This is a genomic window from Pararhizobium sp. DWP3-4 (genome assembly GCF_049898205.1).
Lineage (GTDB): Bacteria > Pseudomonadota > Alphaproteobacteria > Rhizobiales > Rhizobiaceae > Pararhizobium.
In genome coordinates, this window is record NZ_JAFCXF010000007.1 from 62,922 (window position 1) to 81,807 (window position 18,886).

The 18,886-nt window shown below is 61.4% G+C and carries 17 protein-coding genes; 8 read left to right on the forward strand and 9 right to left on the reverse strand.

Going from position 1 to position 18,886, the window contains the following annotated elements; genetic code table 11:
* The first annotated feature begins 555 nt into the window (after window positions 1-555).
* The 5 genes from dapF to ACP7E6_RS18785 all read left to right on the forward strand — a co-directional run bounded on the left by dapF (window position 556) and on the right by ACP7E6_RS18785 (window position 5,797).
* On the forward strand, window positions 556-1,467 hold the full coding sequence (gene dapF / locus ACP7E6_RS18765; RefSeq protein WP_426231246.1) for a diaminopimelate epimerase: 912 nt from the start codon (window positions 556-558) through the stop codon (window positions 1,465-1,467).
* Complete coding sequence (mtaB, locus tag ACP7E6_RS18770; RefSeq protein WP_426231247.1) at window positions 1,464-2,738, forward strand: tRNA (N(6)-L-threonylcarbamoyladenosine(37)-C(2))-methylthiotransferase MtaB; 1,275 nt, start codon at window positions 1,464-1,466, stop codon at window positions 2,736-2,738. The genes dapF and mtaB overlap by 4 nt, the downstream gene beginning before the upstream one ends.
* 15 nt (window positions 2,739-2,753) lie before the next feature.
* Window positions 2,754-4,358, forward strand: a complete 1,605-nt coding sequence (gene ftsY, locus ACP7E6_RS18775; RefSeq protein ID WP_426231248.1) for a signal recognition particle-docking protein FtsY — start codon at window positions 2,754-2,756, stop codon at window positions 4,356-4,358.
* Window positions 4,359-4,574: 216 nt separating this feature from the next.
* Complete coding sequence (locus ACP7E6_RS18780) at window positions 4,575-5,207, forward strand: septation protein A (protein ID WP_426231249.1); 633 nt, start codon at window positions 4,575-4,577, stop codon at window positions 5,205-5,207.
* Window positions 5,204-5,797 carry a DUF2585 domain-containing protein gene (locus ACP7E6_RS18785; protein ID WP_426231250.1) on the forward strand — a complete coding sequence of 198 codons (594 nt, stop codon included), beginning with the start codon at window positions 5,204-5,206 and terminating at the stop codon, window positions 5,795-5,797. The genes ACP7E6_RS18780 and ACP7E6_RS18785 overlap by 4 nt, the downstream gene beginning before the upstream one ends.
* Window positions 5,798-6,027: 230 nt before the next feature.
* Here the strand turns inward: ACP7E6_RS18785 and ACP7E6_RS18790 are convergent, their stop codons facing one another.
* The 5 genes from ACP7E6_RS18790 to ccmA all read right to left on the reverse strand — a co-directional run bounded on the left by ACP7E6_RS18790 (window position 6,028) and on the right by ccmA (window position 9,212).
* Entirely contained in the window at window positions 6,028-6,633 is a 606-nt protein-coding gene (locus ACP7E6_RS18790; RefSeq protein WP_426231251.1) for a DsbE family thiol:disulfide interchange protein, read from the reverse strand.
* Window positions 6,630-6,800, reverse strand: coding sequence for a heme exporter protein CcmD (ccmD, locus tag ACP7E6_RS18795; RefSeq protein WP_426231252.1), 171 nt, complete (start codon window positions 6,798-6,800; stop codon window positions 6,630-6,632). The genes ACP7E6_RS18790 and ccmD overlap by 4 nt, the downstream gene beginning before the upstream one ends.
* A 4-nt stretch (window positions 6,801-6,804) precedes the next feature.
* The gene (locus tag ACP7E6_RS18800; RefSeq protein WP_113316005.1) at window positions 6,805-7,566 is read right to left on the reverse strand and encodes a heme ABC transporter permease; all 762 of its coding nucleotides are present in this window, start codon (window positions 7,564-7,566) and stop codon (window positions 6,805-6,807) included.
* A 109-nt stretch (window positions 7,567-7,675) separates the two neighbouring features.
* Window positions 7,676-8,335 carry a heme exporter protein CcmB gene (gene ccmB / locus ACP7E6_RS18805; protein WP_426231253.1) on the reverse strand — a complete coding sequence of 220 codons (660 nt, stop codon included), beginning with the start codon at window positions 8,333-8,335 and terminating at the stop codon, window positions 7,676-7,678.
* 235 nt (window positions 8,336-8,570) lie between these two features.
* Complete coding sequence (ccmA, locus tag ACP7E6_RS18810) at window positions 8,571-9,212, reverse strand: heme ABC exporter ATP-binding protein CcmA (RefSeq protein WP_426231490.1); 642 nt, start codon at window positions 9,210-9,212, stop codon at window positions 8,571-8,573.
* Window positions 9,213-9,481: 269 nt separating this feature from the next.
* On the opposite strand from ccmA, the gene acnA reads away from it, so the two are divergent.
* The 3 genes from acnA (at window position 9,482) to ACP7E6_RS18825 (ending at window position 13,949) form a co-directional block, all read left to right on the forward strand.
* On the forward strand, window positions 9,482-12,172 hold the full coding sequence (acnA, locus tag ACP7E6_RS18815; RefSeq protein WP_426231254.1) for an aconitate hydratase AcnA: 2,691 nt from the start codon (window positions 9,482-9,484) through the stop codon (window positions 12,170-12,172).
* A 207-nt stretch (window positions 12,173-12,379) separates the two neighbouring features.
* The gene (locus ACP7E6_RS18820; RefSeq protein WP_426231255.1) at window positions 12,380-13,135 is read left to right on the forward strand and encodes a DUF1223 domain-containing protein; all 756 of its coding nucleotides are present in this window, start codon (window positions 12,380-12,382) and stop codon (window positions 13,133-13,135) included.
* Window positions 13,136-13,541: 406 nt separating this feature from the next.
* Entirely contained in the window at window positions 13,542-13,949 is a 408-nt protein-coding gene (locus ACP7E6_RS18825) for a DUF2794 domain-containing protein (protein ID WP_426231256.1), read from the forward strand.
* Window position 13,950: 1 nt separating this feature from the next.
* Here the strand turns inward: ACP7E6_RS18825 and ACP7E6_RS18830 are convergent, their stop codons facing one another.
* The 4 genes from ACP7E6_RS18830 to ACP7E6_RS18845 form a co-directional block, all read right to left on the reverse strand.
* Window positions 13,951-14,508, reverse strand: coding sequence for a GNAT family N-acetyltransferase (locus tag ACP7E6_RS18830; protein ID WP_426231257.1), 558 nt, complete (start codon window positions 14,506-14,508; stop codon window positions 13,951-13,953).
* Window positions 14,509-14,642: 134 nt separating this feature from the next.
* Window positions 14,643-15,386 carry a Bax inhibitor-1/YccA family protein gene (locus ACP7E6_RS18835; protein ID WP_426231258.1) on the reverse strand — a complete coding sequence of 248 codons (744 nt, stop codon included), beginning with the start codon at window positions 15,384-15,386 and terminating at the stop codon, window positions 14,643-14,645.
* A gap of 224 nt (window positions 15,387-15,610) precedes the next feature.
* The gene (locus tag ACP7E6_RS18840; protein ID WP_426231259.1) at window positions 15,611-18,163 is read right to left on the reverse strand and encodes an ABC transporter permease; all 2,553 of its coding nucleotides are present in this window, start codon (window positions 18,161-18,163) and stop codon (window positions 15,611-15,613) included.
* Window positions 18,160-18,885 carry an ABC transporter ATP-binding protein gene (locus ACP7E6_RS18845; RefSeq protein WP_426231260.1) on the reverse strand — a complete coding sequence of 242 codons (726 nt, stop codon included), beginning with the start codon at window positions 18,883-18,885 and terminating at the stop codon, window positions 18,160-18,162. Before ACP7E6_RS18845 ends, ACP7E6_RS18840 begins: the two co-directional genes overlap by 4 nt.
* Window position 18,886 lies beyond the last annotated feature (1 nt).

Consider the following 18,886-nt stretch of genomic DNA (forward strand, 5'->3'; position numbering starts at 1 on the left):
ACATTTTTTCGTCCCCGTTCATCCCCGCCCCCAAAACCTGTGCCATCATCATTGCCGTCCTGTCATCGGCGAGACCGCTAGGCGTAGCGGTGAGACAGGGCCGGTGCCGGGTGAAGGACAGACGTAAGCCTTTATCCGGTGGATGGTCAGAAAGTGGTTTCCCTCCCGTCTGCAAAATGGCGGGGCGTGCCTGTGAGGCACACATGAGGACCGGCGACGGGTGTGTTGAAAGACAGGCCTTTCGTGGCGCGGCGGTGAAAACCGTCAGCCCACCCCGTATCAAAAGGGCGCCGCCATCCCCGCAGAGAAACCGGAGTTGCCCATCGGCGAACACTGAACGGGGCGCTGGAAGGCGTCATATAAACTAACTTGTCTCGGCACTTTCCAGCGCCCCGGCCAAGTGAATGAAAGCAAGCAAACCCACGGCGGATTTTCCGGGCGTGGCTTGAGGTGTTGATATCTTGTACCTCCGCCTCAAGGGGCGGGTAACGCCCCACTGGTAATTTCAACCCATTTCCGCCATATACACCCCTACAAACGCAGGAAATGAACGTCATGAACACTACGGTCGAATTCGCAAGGATGAACGGGCTTGGCAACAAGATCCTGGTTGTCGATATGCGCGGCCGCAAGGACAAGGTGACGCCTGAAGCCGCGATCGCGCTCAACGGGCATCCGGACACCCAGTTCGACCAGATCATGGCGATCCACGATCCGAAGGCTGAGGGCACCGACGCCTGGATCGACATTCTCAACTCCGACGGCTCGAAGGCGCAGGCCTGCGGCAACGGCACGCGCTGCGTCGTCCAGGCGCTTTCGGCCGAAACCGGCAAGAAGATTTTCACCTTCCAGACCGTCGCCGGCATCCTGAATGCGCAGGAACATGCGGATGGAACCATCTCCGTCGACATGGGCACGCCCGTGTTCGAATGGGACAGGATCCCTCTGTCAGAAGAATTTTACGACACCAGCCGCATCGAGCTGCAGATCGGCCCGATCGACGACCCGATCCTGCATTCGCCTTCCGTCATGTCGATGGGCAATCCGCATGCGATCTTCTGGGTGGACCGCGATGTCATGTCGTTCGATCTGGAGCGCTTTGGCCCGCTGCTCGAAAACCACCCGATGTTTCCCGAGCGTGCCAATATTACCCTGGCCCAGGTCACCTCGCCTTCGTCGCTGACCACCCGCACCTGGGAACGCGGCGCCGGCCTGACGCTGGCCTGCGGATCGGCCGCCTGTTCCGCCGCCGTCTCGGCTGCCCGCACGGGCCGCACGGGCCGCAATGTCGCCATCACGGTCGCCAGCGCCACCCCGCCCGGCATTCTCACAATCGAATGGCGCGAAAGCGACGACCACGTCGTCATGACCGGCCCGGCCGAATGGGAATGGTCCGGAGCCGTTGATCCCGTCACCGGTCTCTGGTCGCGCGAGGACGAACCGCAGACGGAAAGCGCCGCACTTTGAGCGGCGTCGATGTCATAACCTTCGGCTGCCGGCTCAACACCTATGAATCCGAAGTTATGCGGGCGCAGGCCGAGAAGGCGGGGCTGAACAACGCCATCCTCGTCAATACCTGCGCGGTCACCGGCGAGGCCGTGCGCCAGGCCCGCCAGGCGATCCGCCGCGCCCGGCGCGAAAACCCGCATGCCCGGATCATCGTCACCGGTTGTGCCGCCCAGACCGAGAAGCAGACCTTTTCTGAAATGCCCGAGGTCGATGCCGTGCTCGGCAACGAGGAAAAGCTGAAAAGCGCCTCCTACCGGTCGCTGCCCGATTTCGGCGTCTCGGCGGAAGAAAAGCTGCGCGTCAACGACATCATGAGCGTGCGCGAGACGGCACCGCAGATGGTCAAGCTGATCGAGGGCCATGTGCGCGCTTTCATTCAGGTACAGAACGGTTGCGACCACCGCTGCACCTTCTGCATCATCCCCTATGGCCGCGGCAATTCCCGCTCGGTGCCGATGGGCGCCGTCGTCGATCAGGCGCGCAAACTGGCCGAGAGCGGCTACCGCGAGATCGTGCTGACCGGCGTCGATGCGACCAGCTATGGCGGCGATCTGCCCAGCACCCCGACGCTTGGCCTGCTCGCCAAGACGCTGCTGAAACAGGTGCCGGAGATTTTGCGCCTGCGCCTCTCCTCGATCGACAGCATCGAGGCCGACAGCCATCTGATGAACCTGATCGCCGATGAGCCGCGCTTCATGCCGCATCTGCACCTGTCGCTGCAGCATGGGGACGACATGATCCTGAGGCGGATGAAGCGCCGGCACTCCCGCACCGATGCCTTGGCGTTCATTGAGGATGTGCGCCGCCTGCGGCCGGAAACAAGTTTTGGCGCTGACATGATCGCCGGTTTCCCGACCGAGACCGAAGAGATGTTTGCGAACGCGATGGGATTGGCCGAAGAGGCCAATATCGCCCATCTGCATGTCTTTCCCTATTCACCGCGCGAGGGAACGCCCGCCGCCCGCATGCCGCAGATCGACCGTGCGCTGGTCAAGGAACGGGCCGCCCGGCTGCGCGCCACTGGACTTCAGCTGCATCAGGCCCATCTTGACAGCATGATCGGAACGCAGCAAAGCCTGCTCGTCGAGAACAATGGCTTGGCACATACGGAAAATTTCACGCTTGTCGCCGTCCCCGGCCTGACGCCGCGCGCTATCATGCAGGCTGTCATCACCGGCCACAACGGCAAGTATCTCGACATGCAACTGACGGCTGCCAACGCGGCCTGAGTTTACGGAATTCAAATGGCGCTCAGCTTTCTGAAAAAGGTCTTCACGTTCGGTAAGGACAAGCCGGTCGAAGGCGAGCCAACTGCCACCCCAGCGGCCGATGCGGTCATGGACCAGGCGGAATCGACCTTCAGTCCCGAAGAAACCCGGGCGATCGAAGCCGAGCTGGAGCCGCATTCCCGTACCGAAGATCTGCCTGTCGCCGAAGATCCTGTCTTGCCGCAAGAAATGGACACCGCGGGAGGGCCGTCCGCTGATACGCGCGATGCGCCGGAATTTGAGGCTGAGGATGATGCCTCCGCCGAAGAAGTGGATGATACTCCAGCCATTCTGCCTGCTGTCGAAGAGATTGGCGATATCGGCCTGATCCCGTTGTCGCTGCTGGAGGCAGAAGCCGAGGCGTCCGAGACTGAGGAAAGCGCGACACCCCCCTCTGTCCCTTCGGGACATCTCCCCCTCAAGGGGGGAGATCAGATCGAGGCTGATGCTCCTTCAGAGCAATCTCTTTCAGTCGACGAATCGACAGAGGCTGAGGCCAGCATGATCTCCCCCCTTGAGGGGGAGATGCCCGGCAGGGCAGAGGGGGGTGACGAACGCTCCGCAAACGCGGACATCGAAGCAGTACCCGCAGCCCCCATCCTCCCCAAGGGCTTCGCCACCGGCCGCGCGATCGAGCCAGAACCCGAAGCACCAAAGCAGAAACTCACCTGGTTCCAGCGCCTGCGCCAAGGTCTTTCCCGCACGTCGTCGCAGCTGACTGGCCAGATCACTGCTCTCTTCACCAAGCGCAAGCTGGACGATGAGACTTTGCAGGATCTGGAAGATCTGTTGATCCAGGCCGATCTCGGGGTCGAAACGGCGTTGCGCATCACCGACACATTGGCCTCCGAGCGTTATGGCAAGGACGTCAGCGGCGAGGACGTTTCCCGTATCATGGCTGCCGAAATCACCAAGGTGCTGGCGCCTGTTGCCAAGCCGCTGCAGCTCGACCTCAGCCACAAGCCGCACGTCATCCTCGTCGTCGGTGTCAATGGCACCGGCAAGACCACCACCATCGGCAAGCTCGCCGCCAAGCTTTCAGGCGCCGGCCTCAAGGTCATGCTCGCCGCCGGCGACACTTTTCGCGCCGCTGCCATCGAACAGCTGAAAATCTGGGCCGAGCGCACCAAGTCCGATATCGTCTCGTCGAAACTCGGCGCCGATGCCGCGGGCTTGGCTTACGAGGCCTTCGAACAGGCACGGCTGAAAAAGAGCGACGTACTGATCATCGATACCGCCGGCCGCCTGCAGAACCGCACGGAGCTGATGGCGGAACTGGAAAAGATCGTCCGCGTGCTCGGCAAGCTCGATCCCGATGCGCCGCACACGGTGCTGCAAACGCTCGACGCCACCACCGGCCAGAATGCGCTCAACCAGGTCGAGATCTTCCGCAATATTGCCGGCGTCAACGGCCTGATCATGACCAAGCTCGACGGCACCGCCCGCGGCGGCATCCTCGTCGCCATTTCCGCCAAGCACAAGCTGCCGGTCTATTTCATCGGCGTTGGCGAGGGCGTGGACGATCTGGAACCGTTCGAGGCGAAGGACTTCGCCGAAGCCATCGCCGGGATTCCCCATTGACCCGGATATCATTTTGCCTTTTTGCTGATGTTATAGGGGCCACCCAGCACTCCGTCATCCTCGGGCTTGACCCGAGGACCCAGACGCCGGGCTGAAATACCGACGATCATACGTCGCACTGTGGATAGATCCTCGGGTCAAGCCCGAGGATGACGACGACAGAGACGAATAGCCCGCATACCGGGCATGCAAGATAACCGCTTTAAGGACGTCACTATGTCATCGATCGAGGCGGTCAAGCCGCGCAAGGAAATCAGCCCGCTCCTGAAAATGGTGCTGGAGCTTGGACCGCTGGTGGTCTTCTTCTTCGCCAATTCGCGCGGCGAATGGCTGGCGCGGGAGTTTCCGGCGCTGACCGAACTCGGCGGGCCGATCTTCATCGCCACCGGCCTGTTCATGGCCGCGACCGCGATTGCGCTCACCGCGTCCTGGATTTTGACCCGCACCCTTCCGATGATGCCGCTGATTTCCGGCATCGTCGTCTTCATCATGGGCGCGTTCACTCTCTGGCTGCAGAATGACACGTTCATCAAGATCAAGCCGACCATCATAAATACGCTGTTCGGTGTCATTCTGCTCGGCGGCCTGCTGTTTGGAAAGTCGCTGCTCGGCTATGTCTTCCATTCCGCCTTCAAGCTCGACGAGGAAGGCTGGCGCAAGCTGACCATTCGCTGGGGCATCTTCTTCCTGGTCCTCGCCGTCCTCAACGAAGTCGTCTGGCGCAATTTCTCGACCGATTTCTGGGTCGCCTTCAAGGTCTGGGGCACGATGCCGATCACGGTGCTGTTCACCCTGTCGCAGATGCCTGTTATCATGAAGCACTCGCTGGATCAGGATACCCCGAAGTGACCACTTTGGTACCGGCAGAAAGCCGTTCATCGCGCGCCGCCACCTTATGGCTTGCCGCCTGCGCTAGCGTTTTCATCCTGCAGATCGTCATCGAATACTGGATGGGCCGCACGCCGATCTGCGAGTGCGGCACCATCAAGCTGTTCGAGCCCAATGCCAACGGTCCGGGCAATTCGCAGCATCTGGCCGACTGGTATACCCCGTCGCACATCATCCACGGTTTCCTGTTCTACGGGCTGGCCCACCTGACCTTGCGTGGCAAACCACTGGCGGCAAAGCTGCTTTTGGCGCTGGTGATCGAATCCGGCTGGGAAATCCTCGAAAACTCCCCCATCATCATCGACCGCTACCGCACCGCCACCATCTCCCTCGATTATTATGGCGACAGCATCCTGAACTCGGCGATGGATACGGTATTCATGGCGCTCGGCTTCTTCTTCGCCCGGCGCGCACCAATCGCCGTGACCGTCGCCATCGCCATCATCTTCGAGATTTTCACCGGCTGGCTGATCCGCGATAACCTGACCTTGAACGTGCTGATGCTGGTTTATCCGCTGGACGCGGTGAAGGCGTGGCAAAGCGCGCTTTGAGAGAGTTCGAAAAGCAGGACTGAAGCGAAATATTTCCCCGCGCCCACTCAGTTGAACCTTTGGATTGCGTGAGCGCGTCACGATCTCCCTCTTCTCCCCCGCGGGGAGAAGTGCCGAACGCAGTGAGGCAATGAGGGGGGTTTTCCGCGAATCCGAAGCGACCCGCCCCCTCATCCGGCGCTGTGCGCCGCCTTCTCCCCGCTGGGGAGAAGAGAACCAAGCCTAAACGCCTACTTCGCCGCCGCCTTTGCGATCGCCGGATACAGACCTTCCTTCAGGCTGCGTTCATCGAAAGGCCCCACCCGCTTGTAGATGATCGTGCCCGACGCATCGACCAGGTAGGATTCCGGGATACCGTAGACGCCCCAGTCGATGGCCGCCTTGCCGTGTGGATCGACGCCGACGGCGGAAAAGGGATTGCCGAGCTCGCCGAGGAACCGCAGCGCATTACCGGTTTGGTCCTTGTAGTTGATCCCGACCACCGTCAGTCTGGAATCCTTGGCCAATTCGAGAATGATCGGGTTTTCCTCGCGGCAGGGCACACACCAGGAGGCCCAGACATTGACCAGCGTCAACTTGCCCTTGATCGCCGCATCGGTCAGCGGCGGCATTGGAGCCCCTTTGAACGTCGCGCCCTCAAGGGACGGCATATCGAGTGATGGTGCCTTTGTGCCGATCAGCGCAGACGGGATTTCGCTGATGTCCCGGCCGGAATCGAGCTGGCTCCAGAAAATCACGGCCAGCCCGGCAAAGATCAACAGCGGCAGCAGCGCAAAGACGATGCGCATCTTGCCCGGCCGGGTGGCTTCGGGCGTGATGGGGGTCTCTATGTTCATTGTGTCTCTCCGGCTTGCGCCGAACGCCGGCGGATACCGGCGGATTCCAACGTCTGCAATTCGCGGCGGCGGGCGCGCCCGTCGGTCCACACCCAGAAAACGAGAGCAATCACCGTGAGAGCGGCGATGGCATAGCTGGCAAGAACATAGGCGGTGTGGGTCATCATCGGCTCAGACCTCCCGGCCGGCACTTCGGGCAGCCTGACGGCGCATCGAGGTCACCCGGCGGCGCCAGATCTCGTTGCGCATGGCGGCGATGTGCAGGGTGAAGAACAGCATGGTGAAGGCAACCGCCATCACCAGCAATGGCCGCAGGAATTCCGGATCAATCGCCGAGCCGCCGAGCCTCAATACGCTTGCCGGCTGATGCAGCGTGTTCCACCATTCGACCGAGAACTTGATGATCGGGATATTGACGAAGCCGACGAGGATCAGCACGGCCGAAACCTTGGCCGCCTTGCCGGGTTCGTCCATGGCACGGTTGAGCGCCATCAGCCCGAGATACATCAGGAACAGCACGAAGACCGAGGTCAGACGCGCGTCCCACACCCACCAGGTGCCCCACATCGGCTTGCCCCAGAGCGAACCGGTGACCAGCGCCAGAAAAGTGAAGGAGGCACCAATCGGTGCGGCGGCGCGGGCGGCGACATCGGCCAGCGGATGGCGCCAGACCAGCGTTCCCAACGCCGAAACCGCCATCACCGAATAACACATCATAGACAGCCAGGCGGCCGGCACATGCACATACATGATGCGCACCGTCTCGCCCTGCTGGTAATCGCCTTCGGTGGTGAAGGACAGATAGAGCCCAGCGGCAAACAGCAGCACCGTCAAACCGGCAAACCACGGCAGGACACGGGCCGCCAGGGCCAGAAACCGGGTCGGGTTGGCAAGATCGCTGAATTTTCGAATGGCCAGACTGTTTTCGCTCATGATGGTTCTTTAGCGTGCAACGCGCTTCTCTTCAATAAAGGGGCATCAATCACATTTGCGTCAGAGCGCCGCGCGTTCAAAAGGGCGCGTGACGCTCTGCCCCCGATTTCTAGTCCGACGCAGACCGGAGCGCCAAGGCGGCGGCCAGCGGGCCGATGACCGCAAAGAACAGCGTGATCGCGATCAGGATCAGCAGGGGCGGCAGAAATGGCGCCGGGTCCTGAACGGCGGCATAGGCGGCACTGACGCCGAAGATCAGCACCGGGATCGCCAGCGGCAGGACGAGGATCGACACCAGCAATCCACCGCGCGGCAGGGTAACCGCCACGGCAGCGCCAGTTGCGCCGATGAAGGTGATGGCAGGGGTGCCGACCAGCAGCGTCAGCATGGTTGCGCCGATGGCGACCTCGCCCATGTTCATGAACAGACCGAGCAGCGGTGCGGCAACCACCAGCGGCAGCCCGGTCGCGGTCCAGTGCGCCAGGCATTTCACCAGCACCGTCAGCACCAGCGGCGCCTCCTGCATCAGCATCAGGTCCAGCGACCCATCCTCCCGCTCCGCCTGGAACAGCCGGTCGAGGCCAAGCAGCGAGGCGAGCAGCGCACCGATCCACAGAATTGCCGGGCCGATGCGGGACAGGAGATTGAGATCGGGGCCGACGGCAAAGGGAACCACGGCAACGACCGTCATGAAAAACAGCACGCCGATCAGGGCGCCGCCGCCAGCGCGGACAGAGAGTTTGAGGTCGCGGAGGAAGAGGGCGATCATGCGGATATCCCCTGAATGCTGGGTGAAGGCTCCCTCATCCGGCCCTTCGGGCCACCTTCTCCCCGCTGGGGAGAAGAGGCAGTTTGTGGCGAACACAATGCAACATAGAAAACTCTAGTCTCAATAGATGGCTGGGATGGACGCAGCCGCAGCGCGCTCCCTCTTCTCCCCCACGGGGAGAAGGTGGCCCGAAGGGCCGGATGAGGGGGAACCACGCGGCGAAGCGCTGGAGATATCAAAGCTCTACCTCCGCAAATGCACCCGCAAACCCCGTCATCCGCAATTCCCGCGCGGCCACCCCCAGCGGCTGATGCGTCGCCGCAACGACAAGACCGCCTGCCTCCAGATGCCGCTCCACCAGGCCCGCAAACAGCCGGTCCGCCGCCGCGTCGAGTGCGGCCGTCGGCTCGTCGAGGACCCAGACCGGCCGGTAGGCGACCAGCAGCTTGGCCATCGCCATGCGCCGCTGCTGTCCCGCGGAGAGGTAGCCGAACGGAAGATGCGAAATTCCGCCAAGGCCGAGTGCTTCCGCCGCCTCCTCGATGCCGATGCCGGAACCATCAACCGAATCACCCATGAAGGATTTCCAGAAGGAGAGATTTTCTTCCACGGTCAGCTCGTGCTTCATCGCGTTGCGGTGGCCGAGATAGTGGCAGAGCTCGCGCGGATGGCCAATATCGGCTGATGTATCGTCCAGCCGGACAGTGCCGGATTCAGGCGTCAGAAGCCCCGCCAGAACGCGCAACAATGTCGACTTGCCCGAACCGTTCGGACCGGTGACGACCAAGGCTTCTCCGGCCGCAACAACGAACGAAATATCGTGGAAAATCAGGTCCTCACCGCGTTTTGCACTGAGTCCTTCGACACGCAGGCGGATCGGCATTCACATTCCCTTTACGACGTTCGTCGCAGCGCAAAAAAATTGTCTCAAATTGAGGACGGATGGTCTGGCACGTTCCGGAGAAATTATCTATAACCGCCCCAACACGCCAGCGGTCGGCGTGAATTTCATCCTAGCGCCGAACTTGGAATGATTTCCACGTACGGACAGCGGAAATGGCCGTACCCGCATCCCATATCGCGCTTTAAATGCGTTCGGGCGTTCGTGCGTCACGTTTTGGCGATCTAACGGAACGGGGTATTCCAGTGTCCAAATCCCTAGACAGTTTCAATTGTCGTTCGACGCTTTCCGTCAACGGCGTAGACTACGTCTATTACAGCCTGCCGAAGGCGGAAGAAAACGGCCTCGCCGGCGTTTCAAAGCTTCCTTATTCGATGAAGGTTCTGCTTGAGAACCTCTTGCGCTTCGAAGACGGCCGGACGGTCACCAAGGAGAATATCCTGGCCGTTGCCGACTGGCTGAACAACAAGGGCCGCGAAGAAAACGAAATCGCCTACCGCCCGGCCCGCGTGCTGATGCAGGACTTCACCGGCGTTCCCGCCGTCGTCGATCTGGCCGCGATGCGCGACGCGATGGTTTCGCTCGGTGGCGATCCGGAAAAGATCAACCCCCTGGTTCCCGTCGACCTGGTCATCGACCACTCAGTCATCGTCGATGAATTCGGCACGCCAACGGCCTTCGCCCGCAATGTCGAGCTCGAATACGAGCGCAACGGCGAGCGCTACCGCTTCCTGAAATGGGGCCAGCAGGCCTTCAAGAATTTTCGCGTGGTTCCTCCGGGCACCGGTATCTGTCACCAGGTGAATCTTGAGTATCTCGGCCAGACCGTCTGGACCAAGGAAGAAGACGGCGAGATCACCGCCTATCCGGATACCTGCGTCGGCACCGACAGCCACACGACCATGATCAATGGCCTGGGCGTTCTCGGCTGGGGCGTCGGTGGTATCGAGGCGGAAGCGGCCATGCTCGGCCAGCCCGTTTCCATGCTCCTGCCTGAAGTCATCGGCTTCAAGCTGACCGGCAAGCTCAAGGAAGGCGTCACCGCGACCGACCTCGTGCTGATGGTCGTGCAGATGCTGCGCAAGAAGGGCGTCGTGTCCAAGTTCGTCGAATTCTTCGGTTCCGGCCTCGACAACATGACGCTGGCCGACCGCGCGACGATCGGCAACATGGGTCCGGAATATGGCGCGACCTGCGGCTTCTTCCCGGTCGATTCCGAAACCATCAACTACCTCACCATGTCCGGCCGCGAAGAACAGCGCATCGCGCTGGTCGAAGCCTATTCCAAGGCGCAGGGCATGTGGCGTGACAATGACGGTTCCGATCTGGTCTTCACCGACACGCTCGAACTCGATCTCGGTCAGGTTGTTCCGGCCATGGCCGGCCCGAAGCGTCCGGAAGGCCGCATCCCGCTGGAAAACATCGCATCCGGTTTCGCCGGCTCGCTCGAAGGCGAATACAAGAAGCCGGGCCAGCTCGACATGCGCTATGCCGTCGAAGGCGCGGATTACGATATCGGTCACGGCGACGTGGCGATTGCCGCCATCACGTCGTGCACCAACACGTCCAACCCCTCGGTTCTGATCGCTGCCGGCCTTCTCGCCCGCAACGCCGTTGCCAAGGGCTTGAAGACCGCCCCTTGGGTCAAGACATCGCTCGCACCTGGAAGCCAGGTTGTCGGTGAGTACCTGTCCAAGTCCGGACTGCAGGATTCGCTGGATGCACTCGGCTTCAACCTCGTCGGCTTCGGCTGCACGACCTGCATCGGCAATTCCGGCCCACTGCCGGCACCGATCTCGAAGACGATCAACGAGAAGGGCCTGATCATGTCCGGAGTTCTCTCGGGCAACCGCAACTTCGAAGGCCGCATCTCGCCGGACGTTCAGGCGAACTACCTCGCCTCGCCGCCGCTGGTCGTCGCCTATGCGCTCGCCGGTACGGTCCAGAAGGACCTCACTACCGAGCCGCTCGGCATCGGCAGCGATGGACAGCCGGTGTTCCTCAAGGACGTCTGGCCGACCTCGCAGGAAATCCAGGAATACATCCTGAAATACGTCACCCGCGCACTCTACGCATCGAAATATGCCGACGTGTTCAAGGGCGACGCCAACTGGCAGGCCGTCCAGATTCCGGAAGGCCAGACCTACGCCTGGGACGACAACTCGACCTATGTGCAGAACCCGCCCTACTTCGTCGGCATGGGCAAGACCGGTTCGGGCATCTCCGACATCAAGGGCGCCCGCGTCCTTGGCCTGTTCGGCGACAAGATCACCACCGACCACATCTCGCCGGCCGGATCGATCAAGGCAGCGTCGCCTGCCGGTGCCTACCTGATCAACCACGGCGTCGGCGTTGCCGACTTCAACCAGTACGGCACGCGCCGCGGCAACCATGAAGTGATGATGCGCGGCACGTTTGCCAATATCCGCATCCGTAATCACATGATGGGCCCGAACGGCAAGGAAGGCGGCTACACGATCCACTATCCTTCGAAGGAAGAGATGTCGATCTACGACGCCGCCATGCAGTACAAGGCCGAAGGCGTGCCGCTGGTCATCTTCGCCGGCGTCGAGTACGGCAACGGTTCGTCGCGTGACTGGGCTGCCAAGGGTACCAACCTTCTCGGCGTCAAGGCCGTGATCGCCCAGTCGTTCGAGCGTATCCACCGCTCCAACCTCGTCGGCATGGGCATCGTGCCCTTCGTCTTCGAGGAAGGCACGACCTGGGAATCGCTCGGCCTGAAGGGCGACGAGAGCGTCACGATCGACGGTCTCGCCAATGTCCAGCCGCGTGAAAAGCGCGTCGCCAGGATCACCTATGCCGACGGCACGGTGAAGGACGTTCCGCTGATCTGCCGCATCGATACGCTCGATGAGGTCACCTACATGAACAATGGCGGCATCCTGCAAACGGTTCTGCGCGATCTCGCTGCCTGATGGCATCACGAATGCTGACATGAACGAAACCGGGGCTTTCACAAGCCCCGGTTTTTTTGTGATCGCCGGAGCCTCAAGCCTCACTCCAACGTGATTTTCCGTTGAAAGAGGAGCAGCGTATGAAGGATGCCGACTGAGGCTTTACGCCGGTACAACACGGTTAAGCTGCCGACCTTGAAATGCCACACCCTCGAAATGGAAGTCCCGATGTCTGGATCAAGCACCGTTCGCCGCATCATGCTCGCCTTTGGCCTTGGCCTCATGGCGATGCCGGCTATGGCCGAAGATGCGGTAAAGCCGGCAGGCGTCGTGGAACTGTTCACCAGCCAGGGCTGCTCCTCTTGCCCTCCGGCGGACGCGGCTTTGAAAACGCTGATCGACGACGGCAAAGTCGTGGCGCTCTCCTATCATGTCGATTACTGGAACTATCTCGGCTGGGCCGACACGCTCGCCTCGAAGGACAATACTGCCCGGCAATATGCCTATGCGAAAATGTTCGGCCGTAGTGGTGTCTACACGCCGCAGGCGGTGCTCAACGGCCGCGACCACATCAACGGCGCCGATCTGGACGGAATCAACAATCGCTTGTCGGCAATGAAGGCAACGGGGGACGGGCTTGCCGTTCCAGTCTCCGCCAGCGTCCGCAAAGACGAGATCGATATCAGGATCGGGGCCGGCACAGGCAAGGCCAATGTCGTCGTCGTCTATTTCAATCGCCAGCAGCTCGTCGATGTCAAGAAGGGCGAAAACAGCGGCAAGACGATTTCCTATTGGCACTCCGTCCGCGACATCCAGACGATCGGCATGTGGGACGGCAAGCCTGCCAGTTTCGTGTTGCCCGCGTCCATCCTCAACGAAGGCGAAAACGGCGGCTGTGCGGTGCTTCTACAGAAGATGAAAGACAATGAAACGCCCGGCGCCATCGTTGGTGCCACAACTGTCATGGCAAATACTGCTCAATGACGGACTAGACTTCTAAGCTTGATCTGGTTCGGCCCGGCAGCATCGAGGGGCTGGGGCTGAGGGTTCGAAGATGCCGGACCGAACCGGCCACATTTCGCAGGCGCAGACAGCACCCGCTCGATATGGCGTGTGGAGTAACCGCGTCCGAAGGACGCTTTGGCTAGCCACTCCATTGCTGCACCCGCTGAGGACAGAAAAATCCTTAACGCACATGCAGGCCGGACACTCGGAAGGACTCCCTCGCGCCAACGATAGGGAGTTTCCCTGTCAAATGGGGCGTCGGTTTGTTTAAAATGCGGCACGCCGAAAAAAGTCACCCACTATTTCGACGGGCCTTGCGGCTTGCATTTCAGCCAAGGTCAGGCAAACTGTAACCGTCCTGTCACAATATAAGGCCGGAGTACCGATGACTGATCAGCCGGATTTGCCGCAAGGCGAGACCCGTTCCGAAAGGCAGAAATCGTCCGATGTGGTTGTTAACCTGCACGAATATCGCAGCAGCAATCAGGACCAACTTCCCATAACCTTCCATCGCCGCGAGCTGGACATGATCCTCCGGGTCTACGGCCGTATGGTTGGCGAAGGGGAATGGCGCGACTATGCGATGGACCATCTGCGTGACAAGGCCGTCTTCTCGGTTTTCAAGCGGTCGGGTGAGATGCCGCTGTTCCGGATCGAAAAGAATCCGAAACTGTCTGCCAGGCAAGGCGCCTTCAGCGTCGCCAATACCCACGGCATGATCCTGAAGCGTGGCCATGACCTACAGCAGGTTCTCAAAGTCTTCGACAAGATGCTGAAGGTCATCAAGACCTGAGTTAGCCCCGGTAGAGCGTATCGGGGTAGACGCCCGGCTCCGGATCGGTCGTCAGCCCCTCGCCGAGCGGCAATTGCATGATGATCGTATCGAGCCAGCGTCCGTGCTTGAAACCCGTGCCCTTCATAAGCCCGCCATGCTCGAAACCGGCCGCACGATGGACGGCGACCGAAGCTGGATGCGCGCCGCCGATGACGGCGACCATCTGGCGGAAGCCCAGCGTTGTGCAGAGCCGGATCAGTTCAGCCAGCAGCGCCTTGCCCACACCACGCCCCCGCGCCTCCGGTGCCAGATAGATCGAATCCTCGACCAGGAAACGGTAGGCCGTGCGGGTCCGGAATGCCGAGGCATAGGCGTAACCCAAGAGGATGCCGTCCGCATCGACCGCAGCGATATAGGGATAGCCGTTGCCGGTGATCACCGAAAAGCGCGAGGCCATTTCAGATTCATCCGGCGCCGTCATCTCATAGGAGGCGACGCCGTTCAGCACGGATTCCCGATAGATCGCTGTAATAGCGGGAATGTCGGATGGGGTCGCATCGCGCAGGATAAAGGACATGGGCAGACCTGTCTGGGAAGAGTGTTCCCTCGTCTGCCATATCGCATCCGACCATTCAAGCGAGCGGCCTTGCCAAAATGCAGGCAACAAAAAAGGCGGCCGAAGCCGCCTTTTCAGAAGTATCCGGTTCCGGATTAATTGCGGTTTCCGAGGAAACGCAGCATGAACAGGAACAGGTTGATGAAGTCGAGATACAACGTCAGCGCGCCCATGATGGCCTTGCGGCCAGCGGCTTCGGCACCGTCTGCTTCGAAGTACATTTCCTTGATCTTCTGGGTATCGTAGGCGGTAAGGCCTGCGAAGATCAGAACACCGATAGCCGAGATCGCAAACTCAAGCGCCGACGAGGCGAGGAAGATGTTGACGATCGAAGCGATGATCAGGCCGAACAGACCCATCATCAGGAATGAACCCATGCCGGACAGGCTACGCTTGGTGGTGTAGCCGTAGAGCGACAGAGCGCCGAACGAAGCGGCCGTGACGAAGAACGTCTGGGTGATGCTCTGGCCGGTATAGATCAGGAAGATCGACGACAGCGAGAGGCCCATCAGGCCTGCATAGACCCAGAAGGTCGTCTGCGCGGCCGACACGCTCATCGAGTTGATGCGGAAGCTCATGTAGAACACCAGAGCCAGCGGCGCGAGCATGACCACCCACTTCAGCGGGCTCACATAGATCGCCTGGCCGAACGCCGTCAGTTGTCCGTCCGCAAAAGCGAACTGAAACGCAGCGTAGGCAGCGATACCGGTGATTGCCAGACCGAGGGCCATCAGGTTGTACACCTTGAGCATATAGGTGCGCAGACCTTCGTCGATTACGGCCCCCGCCTGTGCGCCGGCAGGCGACATTCGGGTTTGGTAGTTTCTAAGATCAGCCATTGTTTCCTCTTTAAAAGCCCCGGTTAAGTTTACGGTGTCGGGCGGTAAGGGCGCATCCTTGAAAGGTGCCAGCCACTTAACCCAGGCGCCGCTGCGGGGCTCCAGCATGCCTGTGCTGAATATGATGTCGAAATATGACTTACACAAGACCGGCAGCCCTGAGAATCAGCCGAAAAGCGGATTCTCAGGCATTCGGGGGTTAGCGTTAACGGTTAACTGGGCGCTCAGAGCTCGCGCAGGACGGGTGCAGCCTTCTGCCCGAGCACCCGCCAGGTGCCGGCCAGGCCGAAACCGACCGTGACGACGAGAGCGACAGCCATGGTGATCAGCGCCACGTCCGGCAGGAAGGACGACGGCAAGCTCATGATTTTGCTGACCACGAACCAGGCCGCGACCCCGCCGGCAAAGAGCGCGAAGATCGCCGTCGATAGCCCGAGGATGGCATATTCGTAGCAGAAGGCGCGGATCAGCGTCGAGCGTGTAGCGCCCAGTGTTTTCAAGACGACGGCATCATGGGTGCGTGCCCGGTTGCCGGCCGCAAGCGCCCCGGCCAGCACCAGGATCGATGCAACCAGCGCCACGGCAGCGGCGGCACGGATGGCCGTTGCCAACTGGCCGACCAGCACGTTGATGATATCAAGCGCGTCCTTGACCCGGACACTGGTGATCGTCGGGTAAGCATTGGTGACGGCCTTGAGCGTGGCTGCCTCCTCCTGCGCCGTCGCACCCGGATCGATCACAGTGGCCAGCCAGGCATGCGGCGCACCGGCAAAGGTGTTGGGCGAGAACACCATGACGAAATTGATCGACAGGGATTCCCACTCGACCTTGCGGAAGTTGGCGATCCGGGCGGTGAGATTGCGGCCAAGCACGTTGACGGTGACGTTATCGCCGATCTTCAAGCCGAGTTCACCGGCCTCTTCCGACGAAAACGACACCAGCGGCTCGCCGGTGTAATCCGGTGCCCACCAGCCGCCCTCGGTCAATGTCGAATTTTCGGGCTTGTTCTTGGCATAGGTGATGCCCCGGTCGCCGCGCAGGACCCATTGACCGGCAGCCGGAACGTTCATCTTGGTGACGTCCTGGCCGTTGAAGGCGAGGATACGGCCACGCAGCATCGGCACCTCGATAACCTTGCCCTCCGGCAGGCTTGTTTGCAGCAGGGAACGGAAACCCTCGACCTCGGCGCTCTGGATATCGACGAAGAAGAAGTTCGGCGCCCGTTCCGGTAGGTTGCCGGTCAATTCGCGGCGCAGGTTGCCGTCGATCAGCGCCAGCGTCACCAGAAGCGCCAGGCCAAGCCCGAGCGACAGGACCACCGAGGGCGTCAGCGCGCCAGGGCGATGAATATTGCCGATGGCAAGCCTGAGTGCCGGCGAACTGACGCGCGGCGCCCGGCGGGCAAGCATGGCGACCAGAATGGCGACACCGCGCAGCACGACGAAGGAAAAGGCGATGGCTCCGAGGAAGGTCAGCGAGATCGTCCGGTCATAGGCCGTAAGGATCGCAAGGCCTGCGAGAGCACCGAGGCAAAGGGCAGCGGCCACCAGATAAGGCCAGGACGGCAGACGCGCCCGCTCGAACCCCTGTTCGCGAAACAGCGCGGTCGCCGGAACTTCGCGGGCATGACCGAGCGGCAGGAGGGCAAAGGCGAGCGAGCTCAAAAGGCCGAACACGGCGGCAAGGCCGAGTGCGCCCGGGTAGAGCTGGAACGCCGTCGATACCGGCAGCACACCCGCAAGGAATTGCGCCGCAATGAACGGAATGAGCGCGCCGAGCACAAGGCCGATGCCGATGCCGATAAAGGCAATCAGCAGGATCTGGATGAGATAGATGGTCGTGACCATCGAGGCCGGCGCGCCGACGCATTTGAACGTGGCGATGACGCCGCGTTTGGAGTCGAGATAGGAGCGCACGGCGTTGGCCACACCGACACCGCCGACGATCAGCGCCGTCAGCCCGACCAGGGTGAGGAACTGCGAAAAGCGGGTAATATTCGCCGTCAGTGCCGGAGCGGCGTTCTGGCTGGTGCGCACCGACCATCCGGCCTGCGGAAACTTTTCCTCCGCCTGCCTGCGCAAGGCCGGCACGCTGGAGCTATCGGCGACCTTCACCTTGTAGGTATGCTCGACCAGGCTTCCCGTCTGCACGAGACCGGAGGCGTCAAGCGCCTGTTTCGAGATCAGCAGGCGCGGCGCAAACCCAAAACCGTCCGACAGGGCATCCGGTTCGCGCACGATGGTTCCAGCCACGCGAATGCGGGCAGTCCCGAGCAGGATTTCATCGCCGGTCTTGATGCCAAGGCGGTCAAGCAAAAGCGGCGCGGCGAGCGCTTCGTAAACGCCATTGTCTTCAGCGATCATATCACCAAGCGGTGCCGCCGGTTCGCTATCGAACGTACCGTAGAGCGGATAGGCGCCATCAACGGCTTTCAGCTCGACCAGCGCCTGGTTGGAGCCATCCGGCAGCCGCGCCATCGAGCGCAGACCGGACGAGACAGAGACCATGCCAAGGCTGTCGATGAACGCTTTTTCCTCGTCGGTTGCGACGCGGTTGTTGAGCTCGAAGCGGAGGTCACCGGCGAGAAGCTCGCGCCCCTGGCTGGCGATCGAGCCGGTGATCGACTGCGACAGCGAGTTGACCCCGGCGATCGCCGCCGTTCCGAGCGCTACGCAGGCGAGAAAAATGTAGAACCCTCGCAGACCGCCGCGCATTTCGCGCAGCGCTAAGCGTAAGGCCAGTCCAAGACGGAAACCGCCGAAAGCAGCGGCGCTCATGCGGACGCGACCTTGGATAGCGAAGCGGAAACCGATGGTTCATGACCGGCGCCGGAGACGATCTCGCCGGAACGGACCCGCACCTGGCGCGAGCAGCGGGCGGCAAGCGACGTGTCATGGGTGACCAGAACCAGCGTCATGTCGCGCTCGGCCTGCTTGGAAAAGATCAGATCGGCCACCTGCTTGCCGGTTTCGGCGTCGAGATTACCGGTCGGCTCGTCGGCGATCAGAAGTTTTGGCGACGGCGCCAGCGCCCGCGCAATGGCGACGCGCTGCTGCTCGCCGCCCGACAGTTGTCCGGGATAATGGGACAGCCGTTCACCGAGGCCGACGGAGATCAGTTCCTGGCGGGCGATCTCGAAGGCGTCGCGGACATTGGCAAGCTCAAGCGGCACGGCGACGTTTTCCAGCGCCGTCATATTGGGGATCAGATGGAACGACTGGAAGACGATGCCGATATTGCGGCCACGGAATTCCGCCACCCGGTCTTCGCTCAAGCCGTGCAGTGGCGTGCCGTCGATGACGATCTCGCCGCTGTCGAGACGCTCCAGCCCGGCCAGAACCATCAAAAGCGTGGATTTTCCGGATCCGGACGGGCCGACGATCCCGACGGACTCGCCTGCATCGATCGACAGATCCATACCCTTGAGCACATGAACGGACGCAGCGGCCTGGCCGAGGGTCAGATCCGCATTTTTCAGTTCGATCATGGTTTTTGCCAAA